Origin of the sequence: Rhodoferax bucti (assembly GCF_005876985.1) — a bacterium.
GTDB classification, from domain to species: Bacteria; Pseudomonadota; Gammaproteobacteria; order Burkholderiales; family Burkholderiaceae_C; genus Allorhodoferax; species Allorhodoferax bucti.
Window position 1 is genome coordinate 1,136,471 of sequence record NZ_VAHD01000001.1, and the last position, 23,220, is coordinate 1,159,690.

At 63.3% G+C, this 23,220-nt stretch carries 23 protein-coding genes; 12 read left to right on the forward strand and 11 right to left on the reverse strand.

Going from position 1 to position 23,220, the window contains the following annotated elements; all coding sequences use genetic code 11:
• Positions 1-40: 40 nt before the first annotated feature.
• The gene (locus FDM28_RS05470; protein WP_138513778.1) at positions 41-913 is read right to left on the reverse strand and encodes a LysR substrate-binding domain-containing protein; all 873 of its coding nucleotides are present in this window, start codon (positions 911-913) and stop codon (positions 41-43) included.
• A gap of 92 nt (positions 914-1,005) precedes the next feature.
• On the opposite strand from FDM28_RS05470, the gene asd reads away from it, so the two are divergent.
• Positions 1,006-1,863, forward strand: a complete 858-nt coding sequence (asd, locus tag FDM28_RS05475) for an archaetidylserine decarboxylase (protein WP_138513780.1) — start codon at positions 1,006-1,008, stop codon at positions 1,861-1,863.
• Positions 1,864-1,906: 43 nt separating this feature from the next.
• On the forward strand, positions 1,907-3,571 hold the full coding sequence (locus FDM28_RS05480) for a methyl-accepting chemotaxis protein (RefSeq protein WP_240791899.1): 1,665 nt from the start codon (positions 1,907-1,909) through the stop codon (positions 3,569-3,571).
• 67 nt (positions 3,572-3,638) lie between these two features.
• On the opposite strand, the gene purU is transcribed toward FDM28_RS05480, so the two are convergent.
• From purU to FDM28_RS05505, 5 genes are all read right to left on the reverse strand, one after another.
• Entirely contained in the window at positions 3,639-4,487 is an 849-nt protein-coding gene (gene purU / locus FDM28_RS05485) for a formyltetrahydrofolate deformylase (protein WP_138513782.1), read from the reverse strand.
• 62 nt (positions 4,488-4,549) lie between these two features.
• The gene (locus tag FDM28_RS05490; RefSeq protein WP_138513783.1) at positions 4,550-5,725 is read right to left on the reverse strand and encodes an ABC transporter substrate-binding protein; all 1,176 of its coding nucleotides are present in this window, start codon (positions 5,723-5,725) and stop codon (positions 4,550-4,552) included.
• A gap of 63 nt (positions 5,726-5,788) precedes the next feature.
• Entirely contained in the window at positions 5,789-6,091 is a 303-nt protein-coding gene (locus FDM28_RS05495) for a BTH_I0359 family protein (protein ID WP_138513785.1), read from the reverse strand.
• An 85-nt stretch (positions 6,092-6,176) separates the two neighbouring features.
• On the reverse strand, positions 6,177-6,950 hold the full coding sequence (locus FDM28_RS05500) for a DUF3108 domain-containing protein (RefSeq protein WP_138513787.1): 774 nt from the start codon (positions 6,948-6,950) through the stop codon (positions 6,177-6,179).
• Between the two features lie 5 nt (positions 6,951-6,955).
• On the reverse strand, positions 6,956-8,104 hold the full coding sequence (locus FDM28_RS05505; RefSeq protein ID WP_138513789.1) for a DUF3108 domain-containing protein: 1,149 nt from the start codon (positions 8,102-8,104) through the stop codon (positions 6,956-6,958).
• A gap of 62 nt (positions 8,105-8,166) precedes the next feature.
• On the opposite strand from FDM28_RS05505, the gene FDM28_RS05510 reads away from it, so the two are divergent.
• The 3 genes from FDM28_RS05510 (at position 8,167) to fghA (ending at position 11,324) form a co-directional block, all read left to right on the forward strand.
• Positions 8,167-9,273 (forward strand): fumarylacetoacetate hydrolase family protein, encoded by a 1,107-nt coding sequence (locus FDM28_RS05510; protein WP_138513791.1) that lies wholly within the window; start codon positions 8,167-8,169, stop codon positions 9,271-9,273.
• The gene (locus FDM28_RS05515; protein WP_138513793.1) at positions 9,270-10,388 is read left to right on the forward strand and encodes an S-(hydroxymethyl)glutathione dehydrogenase/class III alcohol dehydrogenase; all 1,119 of its coding nucleotides are present in this window, start codon (positions 9,270-9,272) and stop codon (positions 10,386-10,388) included. Before FDM28_RS05510 ends, FDM28_RS05515 begins: the two co-directional genes overlap by 4 nt.
• 75 nt (positions 10,389-10,463) lie before the next feature.
• Positions 10,464-11,324, forward strand: a complete 861-nt coding sequence (gene fghA / locus FDM28_RS05520) for an S-formylglutathione hydrolase (protein ID WP_138513795.1) — start codon at positions 10,464-10,466, stop codon at positions 11,322-11,324.
• Positions 11,325-11,397: 73 nt separating this feature from the next.
• Here the strand turns inward: fghA and FDM28_RS05525 are convergent, their stop codons facing one another.
• Both FDM28_RS05525 and FDM28_RS05530 read right to left on the reverse strand, forming a co-directional pair.
• Positions 11,398-12,003 (reverse strand): MarC family protein, encoded by a 606-nt coding sequence (locus tag FDM28_RS05525; RefSeq protein ID WP_138513797.1) that lies wholly within the window; start codon positions 12,001-12,003, stop codon positions 11,398-11,400.
• 45 nt (positions 12,004-12,048) lie between these two features.
• A complete protein-coding gene (locus FDM28_RS05530; protein ID WP_138513799.1) occupies positions 12,049-12,408 on the reverse strand; it encodes a TraR/DksA family transcriptional regulator in 360 nt (119 codons plus the stop codon).
• Positions 12,409-12,541: 133 nt separating this feature from the next.
• On the opposite strand from FDM28_RS05530, the gene FDM28_RS05535 reads away from it, so the two are divergent.
• From FDM28_RS05535 to FDM28_RS18095, 7 genes are all read left to right on the forward strand, one after another.
• Positions 12,542-12,916 carry a DUF2946 family protein gene (locus FDM28_RS05535; RefSeq protein ID WP_138513801.1) on the forward strand — a complete coding sequence of 125 codons (375 nt, stop codon included), beginning with the start codon at positions 12,542-12,544 and terminating at the stop codon, positions 12,914-12,916.
• Positions 12,917-13,056: 140 nt separating this feature from the next.
• A complete protein-coding gene (locus FDM28_RS05540; protein WP_138513803.1) occupies positions 13,057-13,605 on the forward strand; it encodes a YcnI family copper-binding membrane protein in 549 nt (182 codons plus the stop codon).
• A 20-nt stretch (positions 13,606-13,625) separates the two neighbouring features.
• Positions 13,626-14,123 (forward strand): copper chaperone PCu(A)C, encoded by a 498-nt coding sequence (locus FDM28_RS05545; RefSeq protein ID WP_138513805.1) that lies wholly within the window; start codon positions 13,626-13,628, stop codon positions 14,121-14,123.
• Positions 14,124-14,191: 68 nt separating this feature from the next.
• Positions 14,192-14,869, forward strand: a complete 678-nt coding sequence (locus FDM28_RS05550) for a PhaM family polyhydroxyalkanoate granule multifunctional regulatory protein (RefSeq protein WP_138513807.1) — start codon at positions 14,192-14,194, stop codon at positions 14,867-14,869.
• A gap of 24 nt (positions 14,870-14,893) precedes the next feature.
• On the forward strand, positions 14,894-16,156 hold the full coding sequence (locus tag FDM28_RS05555; RefSeq protein ID WP_138513809.1) for an FIST signal transduction protein: 1,263 nt from the start codon (positions 14,894-14,896) through the stop codon (positions 16,154-16,156).
• A 72-nt stretch (positions 16,157-16,228) separates the two neighbouring features.
• A complete protein-coding gene (locus tag FDM28_RS05560) occupies positions 16,229-17,995 on the forward strand; it encodes a methyl-accepting chemotaxis protein (protein ID WP_138513812.1) in 1,767 nt (588 codons plus the stop codon).
• Between the two features lie 26 nt (positions 17,996-18,021).
• Entirely contained in the window at positions 18,022-19,602 is a 1,581-nt protein-coding gene (locus FDM28_RS18095; protein ID WP_138513814.1) for a methyl-accepting chemotaxis protein, read from the forward strand.
• Positions 19,603-19,722: 120 nt separating this feature from the next.
• On the opposite strand, the gene tgt is transcribed toward FDM28_RS18095, so the two are convergent.
• The 3 genes from tgt to FDM28_RS05580 form a co-directional block, all read right to left on the reverse strand.
• A complete protein-coding gene (gene tgt, locus FDM28_RS05570) occupies positions 19,723-20,934 on the reverse strand; it encodes a tRNA guanosine(34) transglycosylase Tgt (protein ID WP_138513816.1) in 1,212 nt (403 codons plus the stop codon).
• Positions 20,935-20,964: 30 nt separating this feature from the next.
• Positions 20,965-22,047 carry a tRNA preQ1(34) S-adenosylmethionine ribosyltransferase-isomerase QueA gene (gene queA, locus FDM28_RS05575; RefSeq protein ID WP_138513818.1) on the reverse strand — a complete coding sequence of 361 codons (1,083 nt, stop codon included), beginning with the start codon at positions 22,045-22,047 and terminating at the stop codon, positions 20,965-20,967.
• Between the two features lie 106 nt (positions 22,048-22,153).
• Positions 22,154-23,137, reverse strand: coding sequence for a Bug family tripartite tricarboxylate transporter substrate binding protein (locus tag FDM28_RS05580; RefSeq protein WP_138513820.1), 984 nt, complete (start codon positions 23,135-23,137; stop codon positions 22,154-22,156).
• Positions 23,138-23,220: the final 83 nt, after the last annotated feature.

Here is a 23,220-nt window from a genome sequence, read left to right on the forward strand (position 1 = left end):
TGAAAAGCGCTGGCCGCCAGCGGTGTAGGGCGGGCCTGGCTCAGGCCACGGCTTTTTTGAGCCACTCGGCAAAGGCGGCGACCTCCCAGCGGTCCATCGCGCCGGTGCGCCAGCACAGGTAGTGGGCGTGGGGGCTGGGGGCGTTGTGGTCGTACAGCCGCACCAGCGAGCCGTTCTCGAGCCAGTGGGCGGCGAGCTTGAGGCGCACCAGGCCGGCCCCCATGCCGGCGGCAGCGCCGTCGCACATGAGGCCGATGTCGTTGAACTGCGAGCCCTCCACCGGCTCCGGCCAGTCCAACCCGTTGGCGGCAAACCAGGTGCGCCAGGGCTCCAGCGGGCTGCGCAGCAGGGGCAGGTTGGCGAGGTCTTGTGGGGTTTCAAAGGGGCCATGCTCCCGCACAAAGGCGGGCGAGGCCAAGGGGGTGACCTCGTCTTTCATCAGCAGGGTGTGCTCCATGTCGGCATAGCGGCCGGCGCCAAAGCGCACCATCAGGTCGGCGTCCTCGGCCACTACGTCGAGCAGGGGGATGGAGACCTGCAGCGTCAGGTCGATCTCGGGGTAGGCGTCGGTGAATTGGCGCAGGCGCGGGATGAGGATGGAGCGCGAAAACGTGGGCGTGACCGCCAGCCGCAGCTTGCGCTTGCCCGGTGCCGCCGCCGCGCTGGGGAATTTTTGCAGGATGGTCAGCCCCTCGCGCACATGAGCCAGGTACTCGCTGCCCTCGGTGGTGAGCGAAAAGTCCGCCCGGCCGAACAGCTTGGTGCCGATGATTTGCTCCAGCTGCCGTACCCGGTGGCTGACCGCACTGGGCGTGACAAACAGCTCTTCGGCGGCCAGTGTGACCGAGCGCAGGCGCGCCAGGGCTTCAAAGGTCAACAGGCATTGGATGGGGGGAATGCGGGAGGCGCTCATGTCGCCATGATGCCATTACCAAGGGAAAACAAGCAGTTTGCGCAAGGGGGGCGTCAGTAGAATGGCCCTCTTTTTCTCCCGGGAGACCCCCTGTGTCCGACGCCCTTGCTGTACTGCCGCAGTACCTTCTCCCCAAAAAAGCCCTGACCGCCTTTGCCGGTCTGGTTGCCGGTGCCCGTGGCGGCAAGGCCACTACCGCGCTGATCCGTTGGTTCATCGGGAAGTACCGGGTCAACATGGCCGAGGCGGCCAACCCCGATCCTGCTGCCTACGCGACGTTCAACGAATTTTTCACCCGCGCGCTGAAAGACGGGGCCCGTCCGCTGGCAGCAGCGCCATTTGTGTGCCCGGTGGACGGCGCGATCAGCCAGTTCGGTGCCATCGACAAAGACCAAATCTTCCAGGCCAAAGGCCACCACTACAGCAGCACAGCTCTGGTCGGGGGCGATGCGCAGCTGGCCGCCCAGTTTGACCACGGCACCTTTGCCACCATTTACCTCAGCCCGCGCGACTACCACCGCATCCACATGCCTTGCGATGGCGAGCTGCGCCGCATGATTTATGTGCCGGGCGATCTGTTTTCGGTGAATCCCACTACCGCACGCGGTGTGCCGGGTTTGTTTGCCCGCAACGAGCGGGTGGTGTGCGTGTTCGATTCCCCGCATGGCGAGTTTGTGTTGACGCTGGTGGGTGCCACCGTGGTCGGCAGCATGGCCACGGTCTGGCACGGTGTGGTGAACCCGCCGCGTTTGCCCCAGGTGACCGAGTGGCACTACGACGCCGGCAAGGTGGTGCTCAAGCAGGGGGATGAGATGGGCCGGTTCTTGCTTGGCTCTACGGTGGTCTTGCTGTTCCGCAAGAACACACTGGAGTTCAATTCTGCGTGGGCCCCCGCCAAACCCGTACAGCTCGGGGAAAGCATGGGTATTTCTGCAAGCACAAAGTGCTGAATTTCAGTATCCTGAGTTCTTTGAAACCCCATAGAGGGAAAACATGAATACTGTTGTTACTGTGAATGATTTGCCCGGTTTCGTCGTTGGAAGTCCGGAGTTCCAGGACGCCGCGCCCTACCAGCGCACCCGCATTGCCGCACTCGAGAACATGACGGTACGCACCAGCCTCTGGCTGGCCTTTGCCAGCGTATTGTTGGGGGCGGTGGTGATCGGGGTGCTGTCGCTGTTTCAAATGGGGCGGCTCAATGCCTCTACCCAAGACATTTACGAGCACGAGTACGCTGCAGGCCAGGCGGCTGAAGAGACGCGGGGCCTGATCCTGCGGGCCAGCCGGGCACAAACCCAGCTGCTCACCGCCACCACCGCTGCCGAGCGCACCACCTTGGGCGCAGCCATTGAAACCAGTCTGGGCGATATCAGCAAGCGCCTGGAAACCATCAAAAGCCTCTCTAACTCGGAAGAAACTGCGGCCACCAGCCAGCAACTGACCGAAGCCATGGGCAACTGGGCCAAGCGCCAGCGTGCCTACATTGCCTTGGTCAAAGAGCAGCCGCTGGACTTGATGCAAATGAGCACCGATGTGCCGACCGAAGACGCCCGCTTGCTCAACGACACCCGCAAGCTAGAGAAGATTGTGGACACGCTGGTGGAGCAGCGCACCAAATCCGCCGAGGCCACGATTGCGCAAGCCGGGCAGATTTACCGCTCTTCCCAAATGTGGGTGGTGGGCATCATGGTGGCCCTGCTGATCGTGTCGCTGGTCATCAGTGCCTGGGTGGCGGGGCGCTTGTCGCGCCAGCTCGGCGGCGAGCCGGCCTATGCCAAATCGATTGCCAGCCGCATCGCCAGTGGCGATTTGTCCATGCAGATTGAGCTGGGCCCCAAAGACAACGAAAGCTTGCTGTACTCGCTGCGCGATATGCAAATGAAGCTCTCAGACACCATGCGCGACATAGCAGACAGCTCCAAGCAGGTGGCCAATGCATCCCGCGAAATCTCCATGGGCAACCTGGACCTGTCGCAACGCACCGAACTGCAAAGCGCCTCGCTGGAAAAAACCACCACCAACGTGGAGCAAATGGCGGCCCTCACCCGCCGCTATGCCGAAAGCGCCGCCGAGGCGGCCCAGCTCTCCGGCAACGCCAGCCGCTCTGCCCGCCAAGGCGGCGAAGTGGTGGCCGAGGTGGTGAGCACCATGGAGCGCATCAGCAAGAGCACCCAGGCCATCCACGGCAACATCAGTGTGATTGAGGGCATTGCCTTCCAGACCAACATCCTGGCGCTGAACGCCGCGGTAGAAGCCGCCCACGCGGGCGAGCAGGGCCGCGGCTTTGCGGTGGTGGCGAGCGAGGTGCGCTCCCTGGCCGAGCGCAGTGCCAAGGCGGCGCGCGAGATCAACGCGCTAATTGAAGAGTCCACCCGCCAGGTGCAGGAGGGCGCGGTGTTGGCCAACAAGGCCGGCCAGACCATCAGCGAAATGGCGCAGACCGTGCAGCAAACCAGCGCGGTCATGGAAGAAATTTCCGGTGCCTCCGCCCAGCAAAGCAACGGCATTGAGGAAATCAACCGCGCGGTTGCGCAGCTGGATGACAGCACCCAGCAAAACGCGGCCTTGGTGGAGGAGGCAGCTGCGGCAGCCCAATCGCTCGATGAGCAGGCCCAGTCACTCGACCAGTTGGTGGGGCGCTTTCACTTGCGCGGTTGATTCACCGCGACGCGTCCATAAAAAAAGGCGGCCACTGGCCGCCTTTTTTGTATCTGCGTGCAGGGCTTCAGCGGAAGATCACGGTTTTGTGGCCGTTGAGCAGCACCCGGTGCTCGCTGTGCCATTTCACCGCGCGCGCCAAGACCTGGCTTTCGGTGTCGCGGCCGATGGTGGTCAGGTCTTCCACCGTGCGGCTGTGGTCTACGCGGGCCACGTCCTGCTCGATGATGGGGCCTTCGTCCAGGTCCGCAGTCACATAGTGGGCAGTGGCGCCAATCAGCTTCACGCCGCGGTCATGCGCCTGGTAGTAGGGCTTGGCGCCCTTGAAACTGGGCAAAAAGCTGTGGTGGATGTTGATGGCCCGGCCATTGAGCTGGCGGCACAAGTTGTCGCTCAGGATTTGCATGTAGCGGGCCAGCACCACCAGTTCGGCACCTTCGGCCTCGATGATTTCCAGCTGCTTGGCTTCGGCCTGCTCTTTGGTCGCCGCCGTCACTGGGATGTGGTGGAAGGGCACGTTGTAGCTCGCCGCCAGTTGGTAAAACTCGCGGTGGTTGGACACAATGGCCCGGATGTCCAGGGGCAGCAGCCCGCTCTTCCAGCGGAACAGCAAATCGTTGAGGCAGTGGCCTTCCTTGCTGACCATGATGACGGTGCGCATCGGCTGGGCCACGGTGTGCAGGCTCCACTGCAGTTGCAAGGGGCTGGCAAAGCTGCCGAGCTGGCTCTTCAGGTCGTCGTGGGTGAGCTGGCCGCAACTGAACTGCACCCGCATGAAAAACAGGCCGGTATCGTGGTCGTTGTACTGGGCCGCTTCTTCAATATTGCCGCCGCGTTCCAGCAAAAAACCCGAAACAGCATGGACAAGCCCCAAGCGGTCGGGGCAGGAAAACGTAAGAATGTAAGTCTGGCTCATCCCCCGATTGTCGCAGTTCCGGCCATCGGTCCGCCGCCACGGGGCCTTGGCAGGCCGGGGGCTTAGTGCCGGAATTTGCCTTGCGTGGTCACGATGGACAGATCCACCAGGCTCATGCCGGTGTGGTGTTCGCGGGTGTAGACCGCGGGCAAGCCGTTCATGTTGAACGGGCTGCCACCGTAAATGCCCTGCACCAGACGCTCGCGGGTGGGCTCGGGGCCCGCCAGCTGCAAGGCGTTCACGAGCGCCTTGGCCGTGATGTAGCCCTCCAGGCTGCCATACGAGAAATCGGTGCCCGGCTTGAACTTGGCAAACACGTCCTGGTATTCGCGCGTCATGGCCGTCTTGCGTTCCCAGGGGCTGGGCACGACTTGTGAAAACACCATGCCATGCGCCAGCGGCCCCAGATGCTTGGCCAACTGGGCGGAGCCGGAGTTGACCGCATTGAAGGTGCTGCGCACCCCGATGCTTTTGGCCGCGCGGATGAGCTTTTCATACGCCCCGATGCCGCCGTGGTTGAACACCAGCTGGGCACCACTGTTCTTGAGCTGCTCTGCCAGCTGGGCGATCCGGGCATCGTCCGCATTCGACTTGAAGGGCAAATCGGCGACCAACTCCATGCCCAGCTCCTGGCACAGCAGCTTGACGTTGGCCAGGTGCGCAGCACCGTTGTCAGAGTCCGAGCGGAAGAAGGCGACCTTGCTGCCCCCGGTGCTCTTGCTGTACTGCAGCAAGGCACGGAATTCATCGCGGTGCTCCGCACGCACCGGAAACACCATGGGCAGAAACGGCCGGCGCAGCCCGGGGGCTCCCGCAATCGGCCCGAAAAACGGTACCTTCTGCTCACTGGCTACTTTGGCGACTTCGGTGGACGGTCCGCCTTCCACTGAGCCAAAGAGAATGAACACCTTTTCTTTTTCGAGGAGTTGGGCGGCGTTGGCCGCCGCCTTGGCAGTGCTGTTGTCATCGTCCAGTGTTTTCAGGACGATCTGGCGGCCTAACACGCCACCTTTGGCATTGACAGTCTGCAGGTAGGCCTGGATGCCGTCCTGCACATCATTGCCATATTCGTTTTTGCCGCCTTGCAGGGTAATGCTCTGGCCGATCAGCAGTTGCCGTGGGCTGACGCCCGGTTCTGCGTAGGCGAGGGAGGCGGTGCAGGCTGCCAGCGCCCCGAGCCAGCCGGAGAGGGTGCGCGCCCAAAACGCGCGACGGGGTGGGACGTGGGACAAAGGCATCAGGAAACTCCTTGCAAGATGGCCACAGCTTAGCCACCCAGCCTTATGCCAATTTGACAGCCCTCAGTGCACCGACACCGGCGTCTGTGCCAATTCGGCGTATTGCTCCAGGGTGTCTTCCACTTCTTCCTGGGTCGGGGTGTTCACCTGCCAGGCCATGATGTGCTGCTGGAAGAGTTCGGCCCAGGAGCCGTCCAGGTACACCTCTTTGTTGGAGCGTTTGTCCACGATTTCAAAGCCATGGCGTGCCAGCGTGGGAATGCCCAAGGGGTAGCGCTCGGTTTTTTCCGGTGCCTGGTCCTCGGCATCGCCATTGGCGAGCATGTGGGTGACGGAGAAAGAATCGGAGTCGTAGAGCGTTTGCATAGGTGTATTCAGAGAGATGAACCGTACATGGATGCCATCTGCACCGATTCAAGAGTAGCAGCAAATGGCGTTCTCTGCGCGCGACTCACGGGTTTGGGCCCACGGCCCGCAGCAAATCGAGAAAATCGCCATTGGATTCGGTAATCCGGATGCGTACGGGCAAAAACTGCTGGCTGGCCGCGTACCAGAGCTCCAGACGCTGCTTGCGCTCGGCGGTCGGCTCGTGGGTGAATTTGACCGCTTGCACGCTGCCGCCCGCCAGCTTGACGGCCTCTGGCTTGGAGGCCTTGAAGCTCCATTGCTCGGCATAGCGGTCGCCGATGGCCTGGAGGCTGATGGCGGGGCCCGTGTCTGCAACTGGCCGGCTTGTGCTGCTGCCGGCCAGCAGACTGGCGAGTTGCATAAATACGCTGAGCTGGTCCTGGGCGCCGCTTTGCAGCGCCGCATCCGGCGTGCCCTCGCTGAACACTACGCGGCCGGTGGTCCGTTGAAAACGGGCATTGATTTCTGATTGGCCGAGCCGCTTGCTGGTGAAAATGTCCGGCTCCAGCCCGCGCTCACCCAGCGCGCCTTGGCTGGTCCAGGCTTGCAGTGTGAGGCCGAATTTTCGGATCAGCAGTTGCGACTGGTAGCGCTTACCGTCGTGTGCCCACACCAGCTCCGCGCTACCGGTGTAGGGGGAGCCGATCACACCCTCCACGTCGTAGGCAATGCGTACCGGCGCCGGGGCTTTGAACGGGAGGGCTGCGTCTGCTGCCGGGGCTTGCGCATGGGCGGCTGGGGGCAGCAGCAGGGCGGAGGAGAGCCCCAGCAAAAGGCACAGGCGGCGCGAGAGGGGGGCTGCGGATGTCAGGGGCATGGCAATCAGGGGAGTTGGCTGTCCGTCCACACCATGTCCAGCACGTTGCCGTTGGGCTCGGAGAGGCGGATGTGTGCGGGCAGATACGCGAGTTGCGGGGCCAGCCAAATTTCGGCTTTGGTGCTGTAGTCGCTGGTGGCTTCGCGGGTGAGCTTGATGGCCTGCATGCTGCCGCCGGGCACGGTGATGTGTTCCTCCGGCGAGACCACAAAGGTCCAGGTTTCGGCTTGCTTGGGGCCGATGGACTGGAAGGTCAGGGTGTCGCCGCCGGTGAGGCGGTTAGGTTCCCCGGCCCAGAGGCTGGCGAGTTGCATGAACACGCTCAAATGGTCTTGCGCCCCCGGCAGCAGCGTGGCGGGGGCCGAGTTGGCGCTGAAGATCACGCGCCCTTCATCCCGCACAAAGTGGGAGGCCACCTCGGAGCGGCGAAAGCCTTTTTCCCCAAAGCGCACCGGTGCCAGCCCGCCGGCGGTGAGCGCGCCCTTGCTCGTCCACTGGCGCAGGCTGACCAGGAACTTGGTGATCAGCAGGCTGGCCTGGTAGTTCTCACCATCGTGCTTCCAGGTGATGGCGGCACTCACCACATTCTTCTGCCCATCGGTCAGGCCGATGACGTCGTAGTTCAGCACCACGGGCGGGGGGAACGCGAAGCGCGCAAGCCGCTCTGCTGGCGCCGGTGCCACGGCTGCTGTTGCTGCTGGGGCTGTGGCGGCAGGCTCGCTCGCCGGGGTGGGCGCTGGCGTGGTGCTCAAGGCGGTGTCGCTGTCAGCCCCGGCGGGTACTGCGTCGCTCGTTAAGGGTGCGGCCGGACCGGGTTCTTGTGCTGCTGGGGTAATGGCCGCTTGCATGTCCAGCGCTACGGGCGGGCGGGCAGGCGTGTCGGTGCGGGGCGCCGGGGGCTGCACGGGGCGCAGTTCCACAGGGACGGGGGCGGGGGGAGCAATGAGGCGGGTGCTCAGCGTGAGGGGCTCCTCTGCCGTGGCAGTGTCGGCAGCGCCGGGCCAGTGCAGTGCACGGGGCAAGCCCCCCAGCAGCCAGAGGTGCAAGGCCAGCACCGCCCCCAGTAGCACGGCCACACGGCGCAGCGAGCGGGCAGTCAGGGCGGGGGGCAGGGAAGTTCCGGGGGAGGCCACGGGCATGATGAAGGAACGCAAAAGGCCAGTGTACGGTAGACACGTGAAGGCCCTGGGGTGCCAAACCCAGCGAAAATGCCGGCATGAAACTCGCAACCTACCAGGACGGTTCCCGTGATGGCCAGCTGGTCGTCGTCTCCCGGGACCTGACCCAGGCGCACTACGCCACCCACATTGCCAACCGGCTCCAGCAGGTGCTGGACGACTGGAACTACCTCGCCCCCGCGCTGCAAGATGTGTACACCCAGCTCAACCAGGGGCGGGCGCGGCATGCGTTTCCGTTTGACCCCGCCCAATGCCTGGCGCCCCTGCCGCGCGCCTACCAGTGGCTGGATGGCTCTGCCTACCTAAACCACGTGGAGCTGGTGCGCAAGGCCCGCGGGGCCGAGATGCCTGAGAGTTTTGCGACGGACCCGTTGATGTACCAGGGCGGCAGCGACGACCTGGCCGGCCCGCAGGCCGACATCGTGTGCGGCAACGAGGCCTGGGGGGTGGACTTTGAGGCCGAGCTGGCCGTCATCACCGGTGATGTGCCCATGGGCTGCGCGCCGGACCGCGCGCTGGACGCGGTGCGCCTGATTGGCTTGGTGAACGACGTCACCCTGCGTAACCTGGTGCCCGACGAGCTGGCCAAGGGCTTTGGCTTTGTGCAGAGCAAGCCTGCCACCGCCTTTGCGCCGGTAGTGGTCACCCCCGACGAGCTGGGCGATGCCTGGGCGCGCGGCCGGGTGCACCTGCCGGTGCAATGCACCTGGAATGGCCGCAAGGTGGGCCTGTGCGAGGCGGGCAACGACATGCATTTCCATTTCGGCCAGCTGATTGCCCACGCCGCTACCACCCGCCGCCTGCGTGCCGGTACCCTCATTGGCTCCGGCACCGTCAGCAACAAAGGCGTGGCCCGCAAAAACCGCACCGACTGGCCCAACGGCTACAGCTGCATTGCTGAGAAGCGTGCCATGGAAACCCTGCAAGACGGCCAACCCAGCACCGAGTACATGAAGTTGGGCGACACCATCCGCATCGAAGTCAAAGGCCGCGATGGCGTGAGCATGTTCGGCGCCATCCACCAAGAAGTCGTGCCGCTGGAGGTGCGCACGCGCGCCAGCGCTATGGCCAACACGGCTGTCACAGCCGCCGAAGATACTGCCCCCGATACCCCTGTCACACCCTCTACCGAAAGCCCCGAATGAAAACACGTGCCGCCGTCGCCTGGAAAGCAGGCCAACCCCTCACCATTGAAACCGTGGACCTGCAAGGCCCCAAGTTCGGCGAAGTGCTCGTCGAAATCAAGGCCACCGGCATCTGCCACACCGACTACTACACACTCAGCGGTGCTGACCCTGAAGGCATTTTCCCCGCCATCCTGGGCCACGAAGGCGCCGGCATTGTGGTGGACGTGGGCCCCGGCGTGACCAGCCTCAAAAAAGGCGACCACGTCATCCCGCTCTATACGCCTGAGTGCCGCCAGTGCAAGTTCTGCTTGAGCCGCAAAACCAATTTGTGCCAGCTGATCCGTGGCACCCAGGGCAAGGGCTTGATGCCCGATGCCACCTCGCGCTTCAGCCTGAATGGCGATCCCATCTTTCACTACATGGGTACCAGCACTTTCAGCAACTACACCGTGGCGCCGGAGATCAGCCTGGCCAAGATCCGCGACGATGCACCTTTTGACAAGGTCTGCTACATCGGCTGCGGCGTGACCACCGGCATTGGCGCGGTGATCTTCACCGCCAAGGTGGAAGCGGGCGCCAACGCCGTGGTGTTTGGATTGGGCGGCATCGGCCTGAACGTGATCCAGGGTCTGAAGATGGTGGGTGCGGACAAGATCATCGGTGTGGACCTGAACCCGGCCCGCGAGGCCATGGCCCGCAGCTTTGGCATGACCCACTTCCTGAACCCCAAGGACATTGAAGCCGCTGGCGGGAACATCGTGGACGCCATCGTCCAGTTGACCGACGGCGGTGCCGACTACAGCTTCGAGTGCATCGGCAACACCAAGGTCATGCGCCAGGCGCTGGAGTGCACCCACAAAGGTTGGGGCCAGAGCATCATCATCGGCGTGGCCGAAGCCGGTGCCGAAATCTCCACCCGCCCCTTCCAGCTGGTCACCGGCCGGGAGTGGAAAGGCTCTGCTTTCGGCGGCGCACGCGGCCGCACCGATGTGCCCAAGATCGTGGACTGGTACATGGAAGGCAAGATCAACATCGACAGCCTGATCACCCACACCATGCCGCTGGAGGACATCAACAAGGGCTTCGATTTGATGAAACGCGGCGAGTCGATTCGCGGCGTCGTTATTTATTAATGAAATAGGGTGTTAGCGCTCGTGGAATGTGCGCGAGCAGCTTCTCTTTTGATAGCAAATTCAAGGTCGCAATCCATGCAATCCAGCCAGTTTGAACTGCTCAGCGAGCACGCCTGCTTCGGCGGGGTGCAGCGCTTTTACAAGCACTTTTCTACCGAAATCGGCTTGCCCATGCGCTTTGGCGTCTTCTTGCCGCCGCAGGCCTCCAGCGGGCCGGTGCCCGCAGTGGTTTATCTGGCAGGCCTGACCTGCACCGAAGAAACCTTTGCCTTCAAGGCCGGCGCCCAGCGGGTGGCGGCTGAGTTGGGGCTGGCCCTCATCAGCCCCGACACCAGCCCGCGCGGCGCAGGGTTGGTGGGCGAGGCCGACCATTGGGACTTTGGCGTGGGCGCCGGTTTCTACCTCGACGCCACCCAGGAGCCTTGGAGCGGCCACTGGTGCATGGAAAGCTATTTGCTCAAGGAGCTGCTGCCGCACATCACCCAAGACCTGCCGGTGGACGCAGCGCGCATCGGCATCACCGGCCACTCCATGGGCGGGCACGGCGCGCTCACGCTGGCGCAGCGCCACCCCGGCGTGTTCAAAACCCTGTCGGCCTTTGCGCCCATTTGTGCGCCTACCCAGTGCCCCTGGGGCAAGAAAGCCTTCACCGGCTACTTTGGCCAGGACGAAAGCCTGTGGGCGGCGCATGACGCTACTGCACTGATGGCGGCGCAAAGCACGCCCCCATACCCCGGCGGCATCCTGGTGGACCAGGGGCTGGCTGACAAATTTCTGGAAGAACAGTTACACCCGCACCTGCTGGAGGCCGCGTGTGCCCAGGTGGGCCAGCCGCTGACCCTGCGCCGTCACGCGGGCTATGACCACGGCTACTACTTCATCAGCACCTTTATGGAAGACCACCTGCGTCACCATGGGCAAGGGCTGCTGGCGTAGCCAAACCAGCATAAAAAGCACCCATAAAAAAAGCGCTCCACGAGGAGCGCTTTTTTCTTGGGGCGTGTCGTGCTCAGGTGGCGGCGGCCACTTGCTGCACAAAAGTCTTGATGCCGCGCAGCATCATCTCAATCGCCACCGACACCAGCACCAAGCCCATCAGGCGCTCGGCAGCCACCACCAAGCGGTCGCCGATGATGCGCTGGATGCGCTCCGCACTCACCAGCACCACCGCGCTCACCAGCATGGTCACGCACAGGGCGCCAATCCACTCCATGCGCCGGTCAGGCTGCTGGGAGACCAGCAGCAGCACGGTTGCCAGTGCCGAGGGGCCCGCCACGGCCGGAATGGCTAGGGGCACGATCAGCGGCTCGGTTTTCATTTCGCTCTCCGCGGTGGCGGCAGGCGGGAACACCATGCGCAAGGCGATCAAAAACAAGATCACGCCGCCGCCGATCTGCAGGGAGAGCTCGCTCAGGTTCATCACCCGCAAAAAGCTTTCGCCCACAAACATGAAGGTCAGCAGCAAGGCAAACGCAATCAATATTTCGCGCAGGATGACCTTGGGCCGCCGCTCGGGCGCGACGTGCTTGAGCGCGTTGGCAAAAATGGGGATGTTGCCGATGGGGTCGGTAATCAGGATCAGCAGGATGGTCGCAGAGGCGAAGGTGTAATTCATCATGGCGCCTGAGAATACCAGTCCGCCGCCTCAGCGAGCGCGGGGTCAGGCCGCTTCGAGTGCGCTCTGGCAGTCGATGCAGCGCTCTGCATCCGGGTTGGCGTGCAGGCGCGCTTCGGGGATGGTGGTGCCGCAAGCCGTGCATTGGCCGTAAGTGCCGGCCGTGATGCGCTGCAGGGCGGCATCGATGCGGCGCAGCTCGGCGCTCTCGTGCTCGTCCAGCGCCAGCTCCAGGTCGCGCTCGGTATTGGCCTGGGCGGGCGCATCTTCATGGCCGGCAAAGTGGGCCGCCGAGGCGGCGGCGCGGCTGGGCTCGCCACCGCGCAGCTGGTTGAGGCGGGCGCGCAGCTCGTCGCGCTGTTGCAGCAGTTGCTGCTGGTAGGTGTGCGGGGTGGGGTGGGTCATGAGGGGCTCCAAACGGGTGGGGAAAAACGGGTGTTGCACAAGGGCTGGTCACCATGTTCCGCCTGTGCCGCCCGCATTGCATTGATGCGGGTCAATGGCAGGGCGGATGGCGTGTGCGACATAATCCGGCCCCATGTCCTTCCTCCAGTCCCTGCGCCAGGCACGCTCCATCGTCCGTTGGATGGTGGTGAGCTTTGTCCTGTCCATGGGCGTGGCGGTGGCGGCACCGGTGCTCCACCCGCAGGCGCTCACGCTGGTGTGCACCACGGCCGGCAGCGTCAAGTTTGTGGCCGAGTCCGGCGACAGCGCCGACAGCCTGCCGGCTGGCATGCAAGCCCACGCGCTGGACTGCGTGCTGTGCTTGCCCGCCGGGGCCCCCCCCTCTACACCGGCCGCTCAGCCGGTACCCATGGCGGCGCGCACCGTGCAGCCTGCTGCGCCCCCGGCGCAGTTCATCACCCGCCTCGTTAACACCGCCCCTGCGCGCGGCCCGCCGGCCCGCCTGTAACGCGGCAAGCCTCGCGCTTGCCTTGTTGGCCCTGCGCAGCGCGCCTGACCACGGCCACGCCTGCGCTTATTTCCTGTTTCGAGTTGTGTTGCCCTTGCGCCCCTCTGCGTGGCGACAGGGTGACTGTATAGAGGTGATGTATGAATCGTTTTGCTATTCAATTGATAGCTGCTTGCGCAACGTCTATGGGCGCTAGCGCCGCTTTTTCTCATGTAACGCTGGAAGACCAGGCCGCCGCAGCCGGGGCGGGCTACCGCGCCGTGCTGCGTGTGGGGCATGGCTGTGCGGGCTCGCCCACGACGTCCATGACCGTCACCATTCCCGCAGGCTTCAATGCCGCGCAGCCTCTGGTGAAAGCCGGCTGGGCGGTGAGCACCAAGGTCGGAAAGCTCGACCAGCCTTATGAAATGCACGGCACCAAGTACACCGAAGGCGTGCAGGAAATCACCTGGACGGCCAAGAGCGCCGACAGCGCACTGCCCGACGCGTTTGCGGACGAATTCGTCTTCCGTGGCACCACGCCCAAAAAGCCCGGTACGCTGTGGTTCAAGGTAGTGCAGGGCTGCGACAAGGGCAGCAACGCCTGGGTCGAGATTCCGGCCGCCGGCCAAGACGCCCACGGCCTGAAGTTTCCCGCCGCCCGTCTGGATGTGTTGGATGTGCAAGCCGCTGGCGGCCACGCCCACTGATTTTTTACAAGGAGCTTTCCATGAGTGTGTTCCGTTCTACCCGTGCCGCGCTGACGCTGGCGGCCCTGTCCCTCTTGGCCGCCGGTGCGCATGCGCAAGCCGTGGAGGTGCAAAACGCCTGGGCCCGCGCCACGGTGCAAGGCCAAAAAGCCTCTGGTGCCTTCATGACGCTGACTGCGCCAAGCGCCGCCAAGCTGGTGGCGGTGAGCTCGCCCGTGGCGGGCGTGGCCGAGGTGCATGAAATGAAGATGGAGGGTGATGTCATGAAGATGCGCGCCCTCACCAACGGCCTCGATTTGCCCGCCGGCAAGGCGGTGGACCTCAAGCCCGGTGGCTACCACGTCATGCTGATGGATCTGAAGCTGCCCCTGCAAAAGGACACCACCATCCCACTGACCCTGGTGTTCAAAGACGCCAAGGGCGTGGAGACCAAGAAAGAGCTGAAAGTGCCGGTGTCGCAGGTGGCGCCCGCAGGTGCTGCTGCCTCGGCGGCGGCACATGGGGAGCACAAACACTAACTTCCCCAAAGTCATCTGCGTCAGGTAAGCTGCACCAAGAGCCTCGGTAGCAGGCCCATGGAGCACTTATGAGCGATTCAGACAGCACCGGTTTCGGCAAATTCGTTCCCGGTTTCGACTTTCTCCAAAACCTGGCCAAGGGCGCGAGCACCAGCATCCCCCAGATGCCCAACCTGGGCAACTGGGTGGCGCCCACGCTCAATGTGGAGGAGCTGGATAAGCGCATCGAAGAGCTCAAAAACGTGCACTTCTGGCTGGAGCAGAACTCTCGCGCGCTGGCCGCCACCATCCAGGCGCTGGAGGTGCAGAAAATGACGCTGGCCACCCTCAAGGGCATGAATTTCAACTTGGGCGACATGGCCAACGCCCTCAAGCTCAAGGCGACCGAGGCGGCGGCGACCACCGCCAAGTCGTTCAGCGACGCAGTGGCCGCCAAAACCGAGGCGCCGGCAGAGGCCAAGGCCCCCGCTAAACCCGCCGCCCCATCGGCGGCAGCTGCCGACAAGCCGGCCACCCCGATGGTGGACCCCCTGCAGCTCTGGGGCTCGTTGACCCAGCAGTTCCAAAACATTGCGGCTACCGCCCTGAAAGAAGCCACCACCAAAACGGCGGTGGACATCACCAAAAACATGGCTACCGGCTTGGCCAAAGAAGCCATCAAAACTGCCACGGCTGCGACCAAAAAAGCGGTCACCAAACGTGCCGCGCCGCGCAAGGCCGCTGCCAAAAAAACCGGCGGCCGCTGACCGGCTGCCCACGCTCACCCTGCCATGCACCTGTTTCCCTACGCCCATGCCACCCACCCGCAGTGGCCCATGGCGGCCGCACTGGTGCTGGCGCAGTTGCGTGGGCAAATGGCTTTGCCGCAGTACGCCAACAGCCCCACGCTGGCGCTGCTCTACATCACCGACCACTATGCCGCCCATGCCGACGCCATTCTGGAGCATCTGAGTGGCGAGCTGCCCCTGGTCACCGACTGGTCCGGCACGGTGGGTATTGGCATTGCCGCCAACAACGTGGAGTATTTCGATGAGCCCGCGTTGGCCGTCATGCTGTTAGACATTCCCGCTGACCAGTACCGCGTGTTTTCTGGCGTGGCGCCATTGGGGCTGGGGTTTGAGGCCCACACGGCCCTGGTGCATGCCGACGGCAGCACGTTTGACCTCGGCGAGCTGGTGTATGAGATGGCCGGGCGCACCAGCGCCGGGTATGTGTTCGGGGGCTTGAGCAGCAGCCGCACACGCAGTGTGCAATTTGCCGTGGCGGCTGATGGCAACCTGAGCGGCCATGGCGGCGCCAGCGGCGTGTTCAGTGGGGGCCTGAGTGGCGTGGCGTTTTCGGAAGAGGTGGCCGTTATTTCCCGCGTGACCCAGGGCTGCAGCCCCGTGTCCCCGGCCCGGCGGATTACCGGGGCGGACCGCAACCTCGTGGTGTCGCTCGATGGAGAGCCGGCCTTGGACGTGTTGCTGGCGGACTTGCAGATTTCACTGGACCAGCCGGAGCATGCCCTGGAGGCGGTGCGCGCAACCTTGGTGGCCTTGGCCCCGGCCGACAGCGCCGAGCCCACGGGCATGGTGCGCCGCACCGGCAATCTGGGGAGCGAGGTGACGGTGCGCCACATCATTGGCTTGGACCCAGGGCGTCGTGGCATTGCGGTGTCCGAGCAGGTGCAGGTAGGGGCCCAGTTTGCCCTGTGCCGACGCGACCGGGAGGCCGCTCGCATGGATGTGATGCGCATAGGCGCCGAAATCCGGGAGGCGCTGGAGCCGCAGGAAATGAGCCTGGAATTGGCGGCCGCCATGCACGCAGACGAGGCGCAGGCGGCTCCCCACCCGGCCCGTCAGATCGCCGGAGCCATCTATGTGAGTTGCTCCGGGCGCGGGGGGCCTCATTTTGGTGTGCCCAGTGCCGAAATGCAGATTGTGCGGCGCGCTTTGGGCGATGTGCCGCTGGTGGGTTTTTTTGCCGATGGAGAGATTGCTGGGGCGCAACTCTATGGATACACCGGAATACTGACCGTTTTTGTTAAATAAAACACAAAATCATTATTTTGTGTAAAATTCGTTTGTTGTAATGCATAAGTGCGCAATTTTCAGGAGACACACATGGGAAACTTAAAAATCGGTACCCGGTTGTACATGGCGGCGGGCTTGTTGATCGTGTTGATGCTCGTCGTCGTGGGGGTGGGCTTAACTGCGCAAAGCAAGCTCAATGCGGCAACCACCGAGATCACCGAAAACTGGCTCCCAAGTGTGGAGGTGGTGAACCAAATTGACGCGGCAATCAAGTTCTACCGGGTGTACGAATTTCGCCACGTTCTCAATACCGACGAAGCCCAGATGGCGGGTATCGAAAAATTGATAGACGCCAAGAAGCTCGAAATCGAGGCCATGCGCAAGCGGTACGAGGCGCTCATCAGCAGCCCGGAAGAGCAAAAGCTCTACGACACCTTCGCTGCAGAACGGGCTCAGTACTTAGCGGTGCACCAAAAAATGATTGAGGCCTCTCGCCGCAATGACAACGAATTGGCCAAGACGTTGCTGGAAACTGATTCCAAAGCCCTGTTCGATAGCTCCGGTGCAACCCTTAAAAAATTGGTGGAGCTGAATCACAACGGTGCCACGGCCGCGCGGGAGGTTGCTCAGTCTGCCTACTCCACCGGGCGCACCATCATGTTGGGAACCGTGGCCTTGGCCGTGCTGTTGGCGGTGGTCATTGGCACTGCGTTGGCGCGCTCCATCACCAAGCCGTTGAATGAAGCGTTGGCCGTTGCCACCAATGTGGCCGCCGGTGACCTGACCGGCAGCATCGACAGCACCAGCCAGGACGAAGTGGGTCAACTGCTGCATGCCATGCAAGGCATGCAAGACAGCCTGGTGCGGGTGGTGAGCCAGGTGCGATCCGGCTCCGACAGCGTGGCCAACGCCAGTGCCGAAATCGCCCAAGGCAATAACGACCTGAGCGCCCGCACCGAGCAACAAGCCAGCGCCCTGGAAGAAACCGCCGCCAGCATGGAGGAGCTGAACTCCGCCGTGCGCCAGAACGCCGACAACGCCAAACAGGCCAACCAGCTCGCCGTCAACGCCTCCAGCGTAGCGGTGCAGGGCGGCGAGGTGGTGAGCGAAGTGGTGGAAACCATGAAGGGCATCAACGAGTCCAGCCGCAAGATCAGCGACATCATCAGCGTGATTGACGGCATTGCCTTCCAAACCAACATCCTGGCGCTGAATGCGGCGGTGGAAGCCGCCCGCGCTGGTGAGCAAGGCCGCGGCTTTGCGGTGGTGGCATCGGAAGTGCGTTCGCTGGCAGGCCGCAGCGCCGAGGCGGCCAAGGAAATCAAGAGCCTTATCAACGCCAGCGTGGAGCGGGTGGAGCAGGGCACGGCTTTGGTGGACAAGGCGGGCAGCACCATGAGTGAAGTGGTCAGCAGCATCCGCCGGGTGACGGACATCATGGGCGAGATCAGCGCGGCCAGCAATGAGCAAAGTGCCGGCGTGGCCCAGGTGGGCGAAGCCGTGCAGCAAATGGACCAGGCCACCCAGCAAAACGCGGCCCTGGTGGAAGAAATGGCCGCCGCCGCCAGCGCGCTCAAGTCGCAGGCTGGGGACTTGGTGCAGGTGGTTTCGGTATTCAAGTTGGCCGATGGCCGCAGCAGCAGTGTCAGCACCTACCGTGCGCCCGCAACCGCGCGCCCGGCACCGCCGGTGCTGAACCGCCCTGCCTTGGCCCCCAAAGCCAAGCCAGCCCTAGCGACTGCCAGCAAGCCGGCCGCGCAGCCGGCAGCCTTCCAGCCCGCGCCTCAGTTGGCCGCAGCCAAACCGGCTAGCAGCGCCAAGTCGGCCGGTGGCGATGACGACTGGGAAACCTTTTAAACCAACCGTTCGCGGATGGAGACACGATGAACTTCAAGCCCCTCGGCATCCGCGCACGCATCACCGTCGGCTTGGCGGTGATTCTGGCGCTCGCGATTGTGAGCGCCGCCAATTCGCTGTACCGCAATCTGTCGGTCAAGTTCGAGTCGGGGGAGGTGGCGACCTCCTGGATTCCGGCGATTGAAAACCTCGGCAATATGAAGGGCTACCTCGCAGACCACTATCTGCTGGTCAGCGACCGCATTGGCGGGCGGGACCTGGAGGATGCGGCCTCCTTTGCCAAGCGGGTCGCTGGCCTGAACGACGCCCTGCGCAAAGCCACCGAGGTGTATGCCGCCACCCTGCTGACCTACGAAGCCGGCGATCCCCAGGCCGATGCCGAGAAGGCCTTGTTTGCCGATTACCAGGCCAAGCGGGATGCGTATTTCAAAACCATCGATGTGGGCTTGGACGCGGTGGGCGCGGCGCAAGGAGCCGAAGAAATGCTCATTTTGGCGCGCAAGGACTTTGCTGACAAAGCGCCCCAGGCGTTTCGCCAGACCTACGACGCGATGGAAAAAATCTTGAAATTCAATTTGGACGGCACTGCGGCGGCCGCCTTGAAGGTGAAAGACATGGTGACATCGGTGGAGCTGGCCACGCTGGCCGCTCTGCTGGTGAGCGTGGTGGTCGGCTTGCTGCTGATGTGGGTGATTCCCCGCAGCGTGATCCACCCGGTGCGCGAAGCCATGGACTTAGCCCACCGGATTGCCGAAGGCGACTTGCGCCAGCGCAGCTTGGTCAAAGGCAGTGATGAGCTGGGCCGCTTGCTGGGCAGCTTGGAGCAGATGCAAGCCCGGCTGCAGCATGTGGTGGCCCAAGTGCGCGAAGGCTCCGAAGGCGTTGCCACCGCCAGCGCCGAAATCGCCCAAGGCAACAACGACCTCTCGGCCCGCACCGAACAACAAGCCAGCGCCCTGGAAGAAACCGCCGCCAGCATGGAAGAGCTGGGGGCGACGGTGAAGCAAAACGCGGACAACGCCCGCCAAGCCAACCAACTGGCCATGAGTGCATCGACCGTCGCTATCCAGGGCGGCGAAGTGGTGGGTCAGGTGGTGGAAACCATGAAAGGCATCAACGAATCCAGCCGCAAGATTGCTGACATCATCAGCGTGATTGATGGAATTGCCTTTCAAACCAACATCCTGGCCCTGAATGCAGCAGTAGAAGCCGCACGGGCGGGTGAACAGGGACGAGGCTTTGCCGTCGTAGCCTCCGAAGTCCGTAGCTTGGCAGGACGCTCTGCCGAAGCCGCCAAAGAAATCAAAACCCTGATCAACGCCAGCGTGGAGCGGGTGGAGCAGGGTAGTAGCTTGGTCGACAAAGCCGGTGAAACCATGACCGAAGTGGTCAGCAGCATCCGCAGAGTCACCGACATCATGGGAGAAATCAGCGCCGCCAGTTCAGAACAAAGTGCAGGGGTCTCTCAAGTCGGTGAAGCGGTGACTTCCATGGACCAGACCACGCAGCAGAACGCGGCTTTGGTGGAAGAGATGGCAGCGGCGGCCGGCAGCTTGAAGAGCCAGGCCAACGACTTGGTGCAGGTGGTGGCGGTGTTCAAGCTTTAAGTCAAATCGGGCTCTAGCGCACGGTGGGTATGCGCAAGTAGCTATAGATTTGGTAGCAAATAACAACGGGGCCTCAGGCCCCGTTGTTATTTGCAAGTGCCGTGTGGCGGGTTGGCCTGCTTAGACGCCGCGCGCCCGGTCGGTGTGGAACTGCTGCACGAACGCGCCAAAGCGGCCGGCGTCCAGCGCATCGCGCACTTCCTGCATCAGGTTCAGGTAGTAGTGCAGGTTGTGTACGCTGGCCAGCATGGGGCCCAGCATCTCGCCGCAACGGTCCAGGTGGTGCAGGTAGGCACGGCTGAAGCCTTCGCGCCCGCCGTTAGCCCAACTCACACCACTGGAGCCCGCGCAGGCGTAGCAGGTGCAGGTCACGTCCAGCGGCTGCTCGTCGCTCTTGTGGCGGGCGTTGCGGATTTTCAGGTCGCCATAGCGGCTGAACAGGGTGCCGTTGCGTGCATTGCGGGTGGGCATCACGCAGTCGAACATGTCAATGCCGTTTTGCACGCCGGCAATCAGGTCTTCTGGCGTGCCCACGCCCATCAGGTAGTGGGGCTTGTGCTTGGGCAGCTTGGGGCCGATGTGCTTCAGGACGCGCATCATGTCTTCCTTGGGTTCGCCCACCGACAAGCCGCCCACGGCGATGCCGGGGAAGTCCAGCGCTTCCAGGCCCGCCAGCGACTCGTCGCGCAGGTGCTCAAACATGCCGCCCTGTACGATGCCGAAGAGCGCGTTGGGGTTGTTCAGCCGGGCAAATTCGTCCTGGCAGCGCTTGGCCCAGCGCAAGCTCAGTTCCATGGAGCTGCGGGCTTCGCGCTCGGTGGTGATCTGGCCTTTGGTCTTGGTCTCCACCGACAGGTAGGGGGTGCACTCGTCGAACTGCATCACGATGTCGGAGTTCAGCGTGGTCTGGATCTGCATGCTGATCTCGGGCGTCAGGAACAGCTTGTCGCCGTTCACAGGAGAAGCGAACTTCACGCCTTCTTCGGAAATCTTGCGCATTTCGCCCAGGCTCCAGACCTGGAAGCCGCCGGAGTCGGTGAGGATGGGTTTGTCCCACTTTTCGAACTGGTGCAGGCCGCCGAACTTTTGCACCACGTCCAGGCCGGGGCGCATCCACAGGTGGAAGGTGTTGCCCAGAATGATCTGGGCATTCATGTCGTGCAGGCTGCGCGGCATCACGCCCTTGACGGTGCCATAGGTGCCCACGGGCATGAAGATGGGGGTTTCGACCACGCCGTGGTTCAGCGTGAGGCGCCCGCGCCGGGCGTGGCTGCCGAGGTAGCTGCCATCGGCGCTGGCGGGGTCGTTGTTCAGTAGGTCAAATTTCAACATGGTGGTGCTCGTGTCAGTGTTCAGGGGAGATTAACGGCGGCGCGTCAGCAGCATCGAGTCGCCATAGCTGAAGAAGCGGTAGCCCCGTGCAATCGCCTCGCGGTAGAGACTCATCACATGGTCGTAGCCAGTGAAGGCGCTGACCAGCATCATCAGGCTGCTCTTGGGCAGGTGGAAGTTTGTCACCAGCACATCAACCAGTTGGAACGCAAAACCGGGCGTGATGAAAATATTGGTGTCGCCGCTCGCAATACCGGTTTTGGCCCAGCTCTCCAGGGTGCGCACGCTGGTCGTGCCGACCGCCACGATGCGGCCGCCGCGCGCCTTGCAGGCGGCAATGGCCTCTTGGGTTTCAGGCGGCACCTGGTACCACTCGCTGTGCATCTGGTGCTCGGCCAGGTTCTCGGTTTTGACGGGCTGGAAGGTGCCTGCACCCACATGCAGCGTCACGTGCGCGCGCTGCACGCCCATGGCATCGAGCTGGGCGAATACGCCTTCGTCAAAGTGCAAGGCGGCAGTCGGGGCGGCTACTGCGCCGGGGTTCTTGGCAAACACCGTCTGGTAGCGCTGCACGTCTTCGGGCGAGTCGCTGTGGGTGATGTAGGGGGGCAGGGGCACATGGCCGTGGCGCTCCATCAGGGTGTAGGGGTCATCGCCTTTGTCGTTACTGAGTACAAAGCGGTAGATGGGGCCGTCCACATTCGGCCAGCGGCCCAGCAGGGTGGCGCAGAGGCCGTCTTCCTGGCCGGGGGCACAGGTCATTTTGATGGTGGCTCCGACCTCCGGTTTTTTGCTCACCCGCATGTGGGCCGCCACTTGGTTGCCGCCCAGCACCCGCTCGATCAGCAGCTCCACCTTGCCGCCGGTGGTTTTTTCACCGAAGAGGCGGGCGTTGATGACCTTGGTGTCGTTGAACACCAGCAAGTCACCTGCACGCAGCAGGCCGGGCAGGTCTTTGAAGATGCGGTCTACCGAGGTGTCACCCGTGCCATCCAGCAGGCGGGATCCGCTGCGTTCTGCAGCGGGGTGTTGGGCAATCAGCGCTTCGGGGAGTTCAAAGTCGAAGTCGCTGAGGGTGAAGACGCGGCCTGCGTCGGGATGCGGGTGGGGCATGGTGCTTGAGGGCCGGACAGGCCCGTTCCAAGGAAAAGAAATAAAAAAGGGAGGCTGGATTATCCCAGCCTCCCTGATGACGCGGCATGCGTCCGGGTGATAAGGTTTATTCGACCTTGGCGCCGGAAGCCTGCACGATGCCTTTCCACTTGGCGTAGTCGGTTTTGAGTAGGTTGCCGAATTGCTCGGGCTTCATGGCCTGGGGCTCTGCACCCTGGGCATGGATGGCCTCTTTGAACTCGGGCTTGGCCAGCAGTTCGTTGACCTTGCTGTTTACCAAAGTGACCACGTTGGCGGGAGTGCCGGCAGGCATGAAGAGGCCGTACCAGGTGCTGACGTCAAAGTCTTTGTAGCCGGACTCGGCCACGGTGGGCACGTCGGGCAGCGAGGTGCTGCGGGCGGCAGAGGTCACGGCCAATGCACGCAGTTTGCCGGCCTTGATCTGGGCGATGGCCGAGGGCACCGACGACACCAGCAAATCCACATTGCCGGCCAACGCGTCCATCAAGGCCGGGTTGGAGCCCTTGTAGGGAATGTGGCGGATGTCGACCTTGGCGGCTTTTTCAAACAAATGGCCCGCCAGGTGGATGGTGGTGCCGTTGCCGGGGGAGCCGTAGGTGATGGTGTCCGGCGCAGCTTTGGCCGCCGCCACCACATCGGCGAGTGTCTTGAACCTGGAGTTGGCGGCGGTGGCGATCACCACCGGTGTATAGGCCACGTGGGCTACGGGTACGAGGTCTTTGGTCGGGTCCCAGGGCAGGTTGCCGTACAGCCAAGGGGCCACGACCAAGTTGTCTTTCTGGCCCATGACCATGTCATACCCTGTGGGCGCAGCCTTGATGGCTTCGGCAATGCCGATGGTGCCGCCGGCACCCGCCTTGTTGTCGGGCACCACGGTCCACTGGAAGTTCTCCGTGAGCTTGTTGGCCACCAGGCGCGACAGGATGTCGGTGCCGCCACCGGGCGGGAAGGGAATCACCAAGCGGATGGACTTGCTCGGATAGGCCGCGTTTTGGGCGTGGGCGGGAGCGCTGGCAAAGCTGCCCAGCAAGGTGGCCGCGATGGCCAAGGGTGCAATCAGTTTCTTCATGGGGCTTCCTCTGGTGGTGGGCCTGCGCGTGCAGGCAAACACCACAGTGTAGTGGGCGGCATTTGCCGCCCACTACTATCTGG

What these genes read in the sequence shown, in the direction of transcription:
- FDM28_RS05470 (WP_138513778.1), bottom strand. Translation starts at nt 913, where the DNA reads ATGAGCGCCTCCCGCATTCCCCCCATCCAATGCCTGTTGACCTTTGAA.
- FDM28_RS05480 (WP_240791899.1), top strand. Translation starts at nt 1,907, where the DNA reads ATGAATACTGTTGTTACTGTGAATGATTTGCCCGGTTTCGTCGTTGGA.
- purU (WP_138513782.1), bottom strand. Translation starts at nt 4,487, where the DNA reads ATGAGCCAGACTTACATTCTTACGTTTTCCTGCCCCGACCGCTTGGGG.
- FDM28_RS05490 (WP_138513783.1), bottom strand. Translation starts at nt 5,725, where the DNA reads ATGCCTTTGTCCCACGTCCCACCCCGTCGCGCGTTTTGGGCGCGCACC.
- FDM28_RS05495 (WP_138513785.1), bottom strand. Translation starts at nt 6,091, where the DNA reads ATGCAAACGCTCTACGACTCCGATTCTTTCTCCGTCACCCACATGCTC.
- FDM28_RS05500 (WP_138513787.1), bottom strand. Translation starts at nt 6,950, where the DNA reads ATGCCCCTGACATCCGCAGCCCCCCTCTCGCGCCGCCTGTGCCTTTTG.
- FDM28_RS05510 (WP_138513791.1), top strand. Translation starts at nt 8,167, where the DNA reads ATGAAACTCGCAACCTACCAGGACGGTTCCCGTGATGGCCAGCTGGTC.
- FDM28_RS05515 (WP_138513793.1), top strand. Translation starts at nt 9,270, where the DNA reads ATGAAAACACGTGCCGCCGTCGCCTGGAAAGCAGGCCAACCCCTCACC.
- fghA (WP_138513795.1), top strand. Translation starts at nt 10,464, where the DNA reads ATGCAATCCAGCCAGTTTGAACTGCTCAGCGAGCACGCCTGCTTCGGC.
- FDM28_RS05525 (WP_138513797.1), bottom strand. Translation starts at nt 12,003, where the DNA reads ATGAATTACACCTTCGCCTCTGCGACCATCCTGCTGATCCTGATTACC.
- FDM28_RS05530 (WP_138513799.1), bottom strand. Translation starts at nt 12,408, where the DNA reads ATGACCCACCCCACCCCGCACACCTACCAGCAGCAACTGCTGCAACAG.
- FDM28_RS05535 (WP_138513801.1), top strand. Translation starts at nt 12,542, where the DNA reads ATGTCCTTCCTCCAGTCCCTGCGCCAGGCACGCTCCATCGTCCGTTGG.
- FDM28_RS05540 (WP_138513803.1), top strand. Translation starts at nt 13,057, where the DNA reads ATGAATCGTTTTGCTATTCAATTGATAGCTGCTTGCGCAACGTCTATG.
- FDM28_RS05545 (WP_138513805.1), top strand. Translation starts at nt 13,626, where the DNA reads ATGAGTGTGTTCCGTTCTACCCGTGCCGCGCTGACGCTGGCGGCCCTG.
- FDM28_RS05550 (WP_138513807.1), top strand. Translation starts at nt 14,192, where the DNA reads ATGAGCGATTCAGACAGCACCGGTTTCGGCAAATTCGTTCCCGGTTTC.
- FDM28_RS05555 (WP_138513809.1), top strand. Translation starts at nt 14,894, where the DNA reads ATGCACCTGTTTCCCTACGCCCATGCCACCCACCCGCAGTGGCCCATG.
- FDM28_RS05560 (WP_138513812.1), top strand. Translation starts at nt 16,229, where the DNA reads ATGGGAAACTTAAAAATCGGTACCCGGTTGTACATGGCGGCGGGCTTG.
- FDM28_RS18095 (WP_138513814.1), top strand. Translation starts at nt 18,022, where the DNA reads ATGAACTTCAAGCCCCTCGGCATCCGCGCACGCATCACCGTCGGCTTG.
- tgt (WP_138513816.1), bottom strand. Translation starts at nt 20,934, where the DNA reads ATGTTGAAATTTGACCTACTGAACAACGACCCCGCCAGCGCCGATGGC.
- queA (WP_138513818.1), bottom strand. Translation starts at nt 22,047, where the DNA reads ATGCCCCACCCGCATCCCGACGCAGGCCGCGTCTTCACCCTCAGCGAC.
- FDM28_RS05580 (WP_138513820.1), bottom strand. Translation starts at nt 23,137, where the DNA reads ATGAAGAAACTGATTGCACCCTTGGCCATCGCGGCCACCTTGCTGGGC.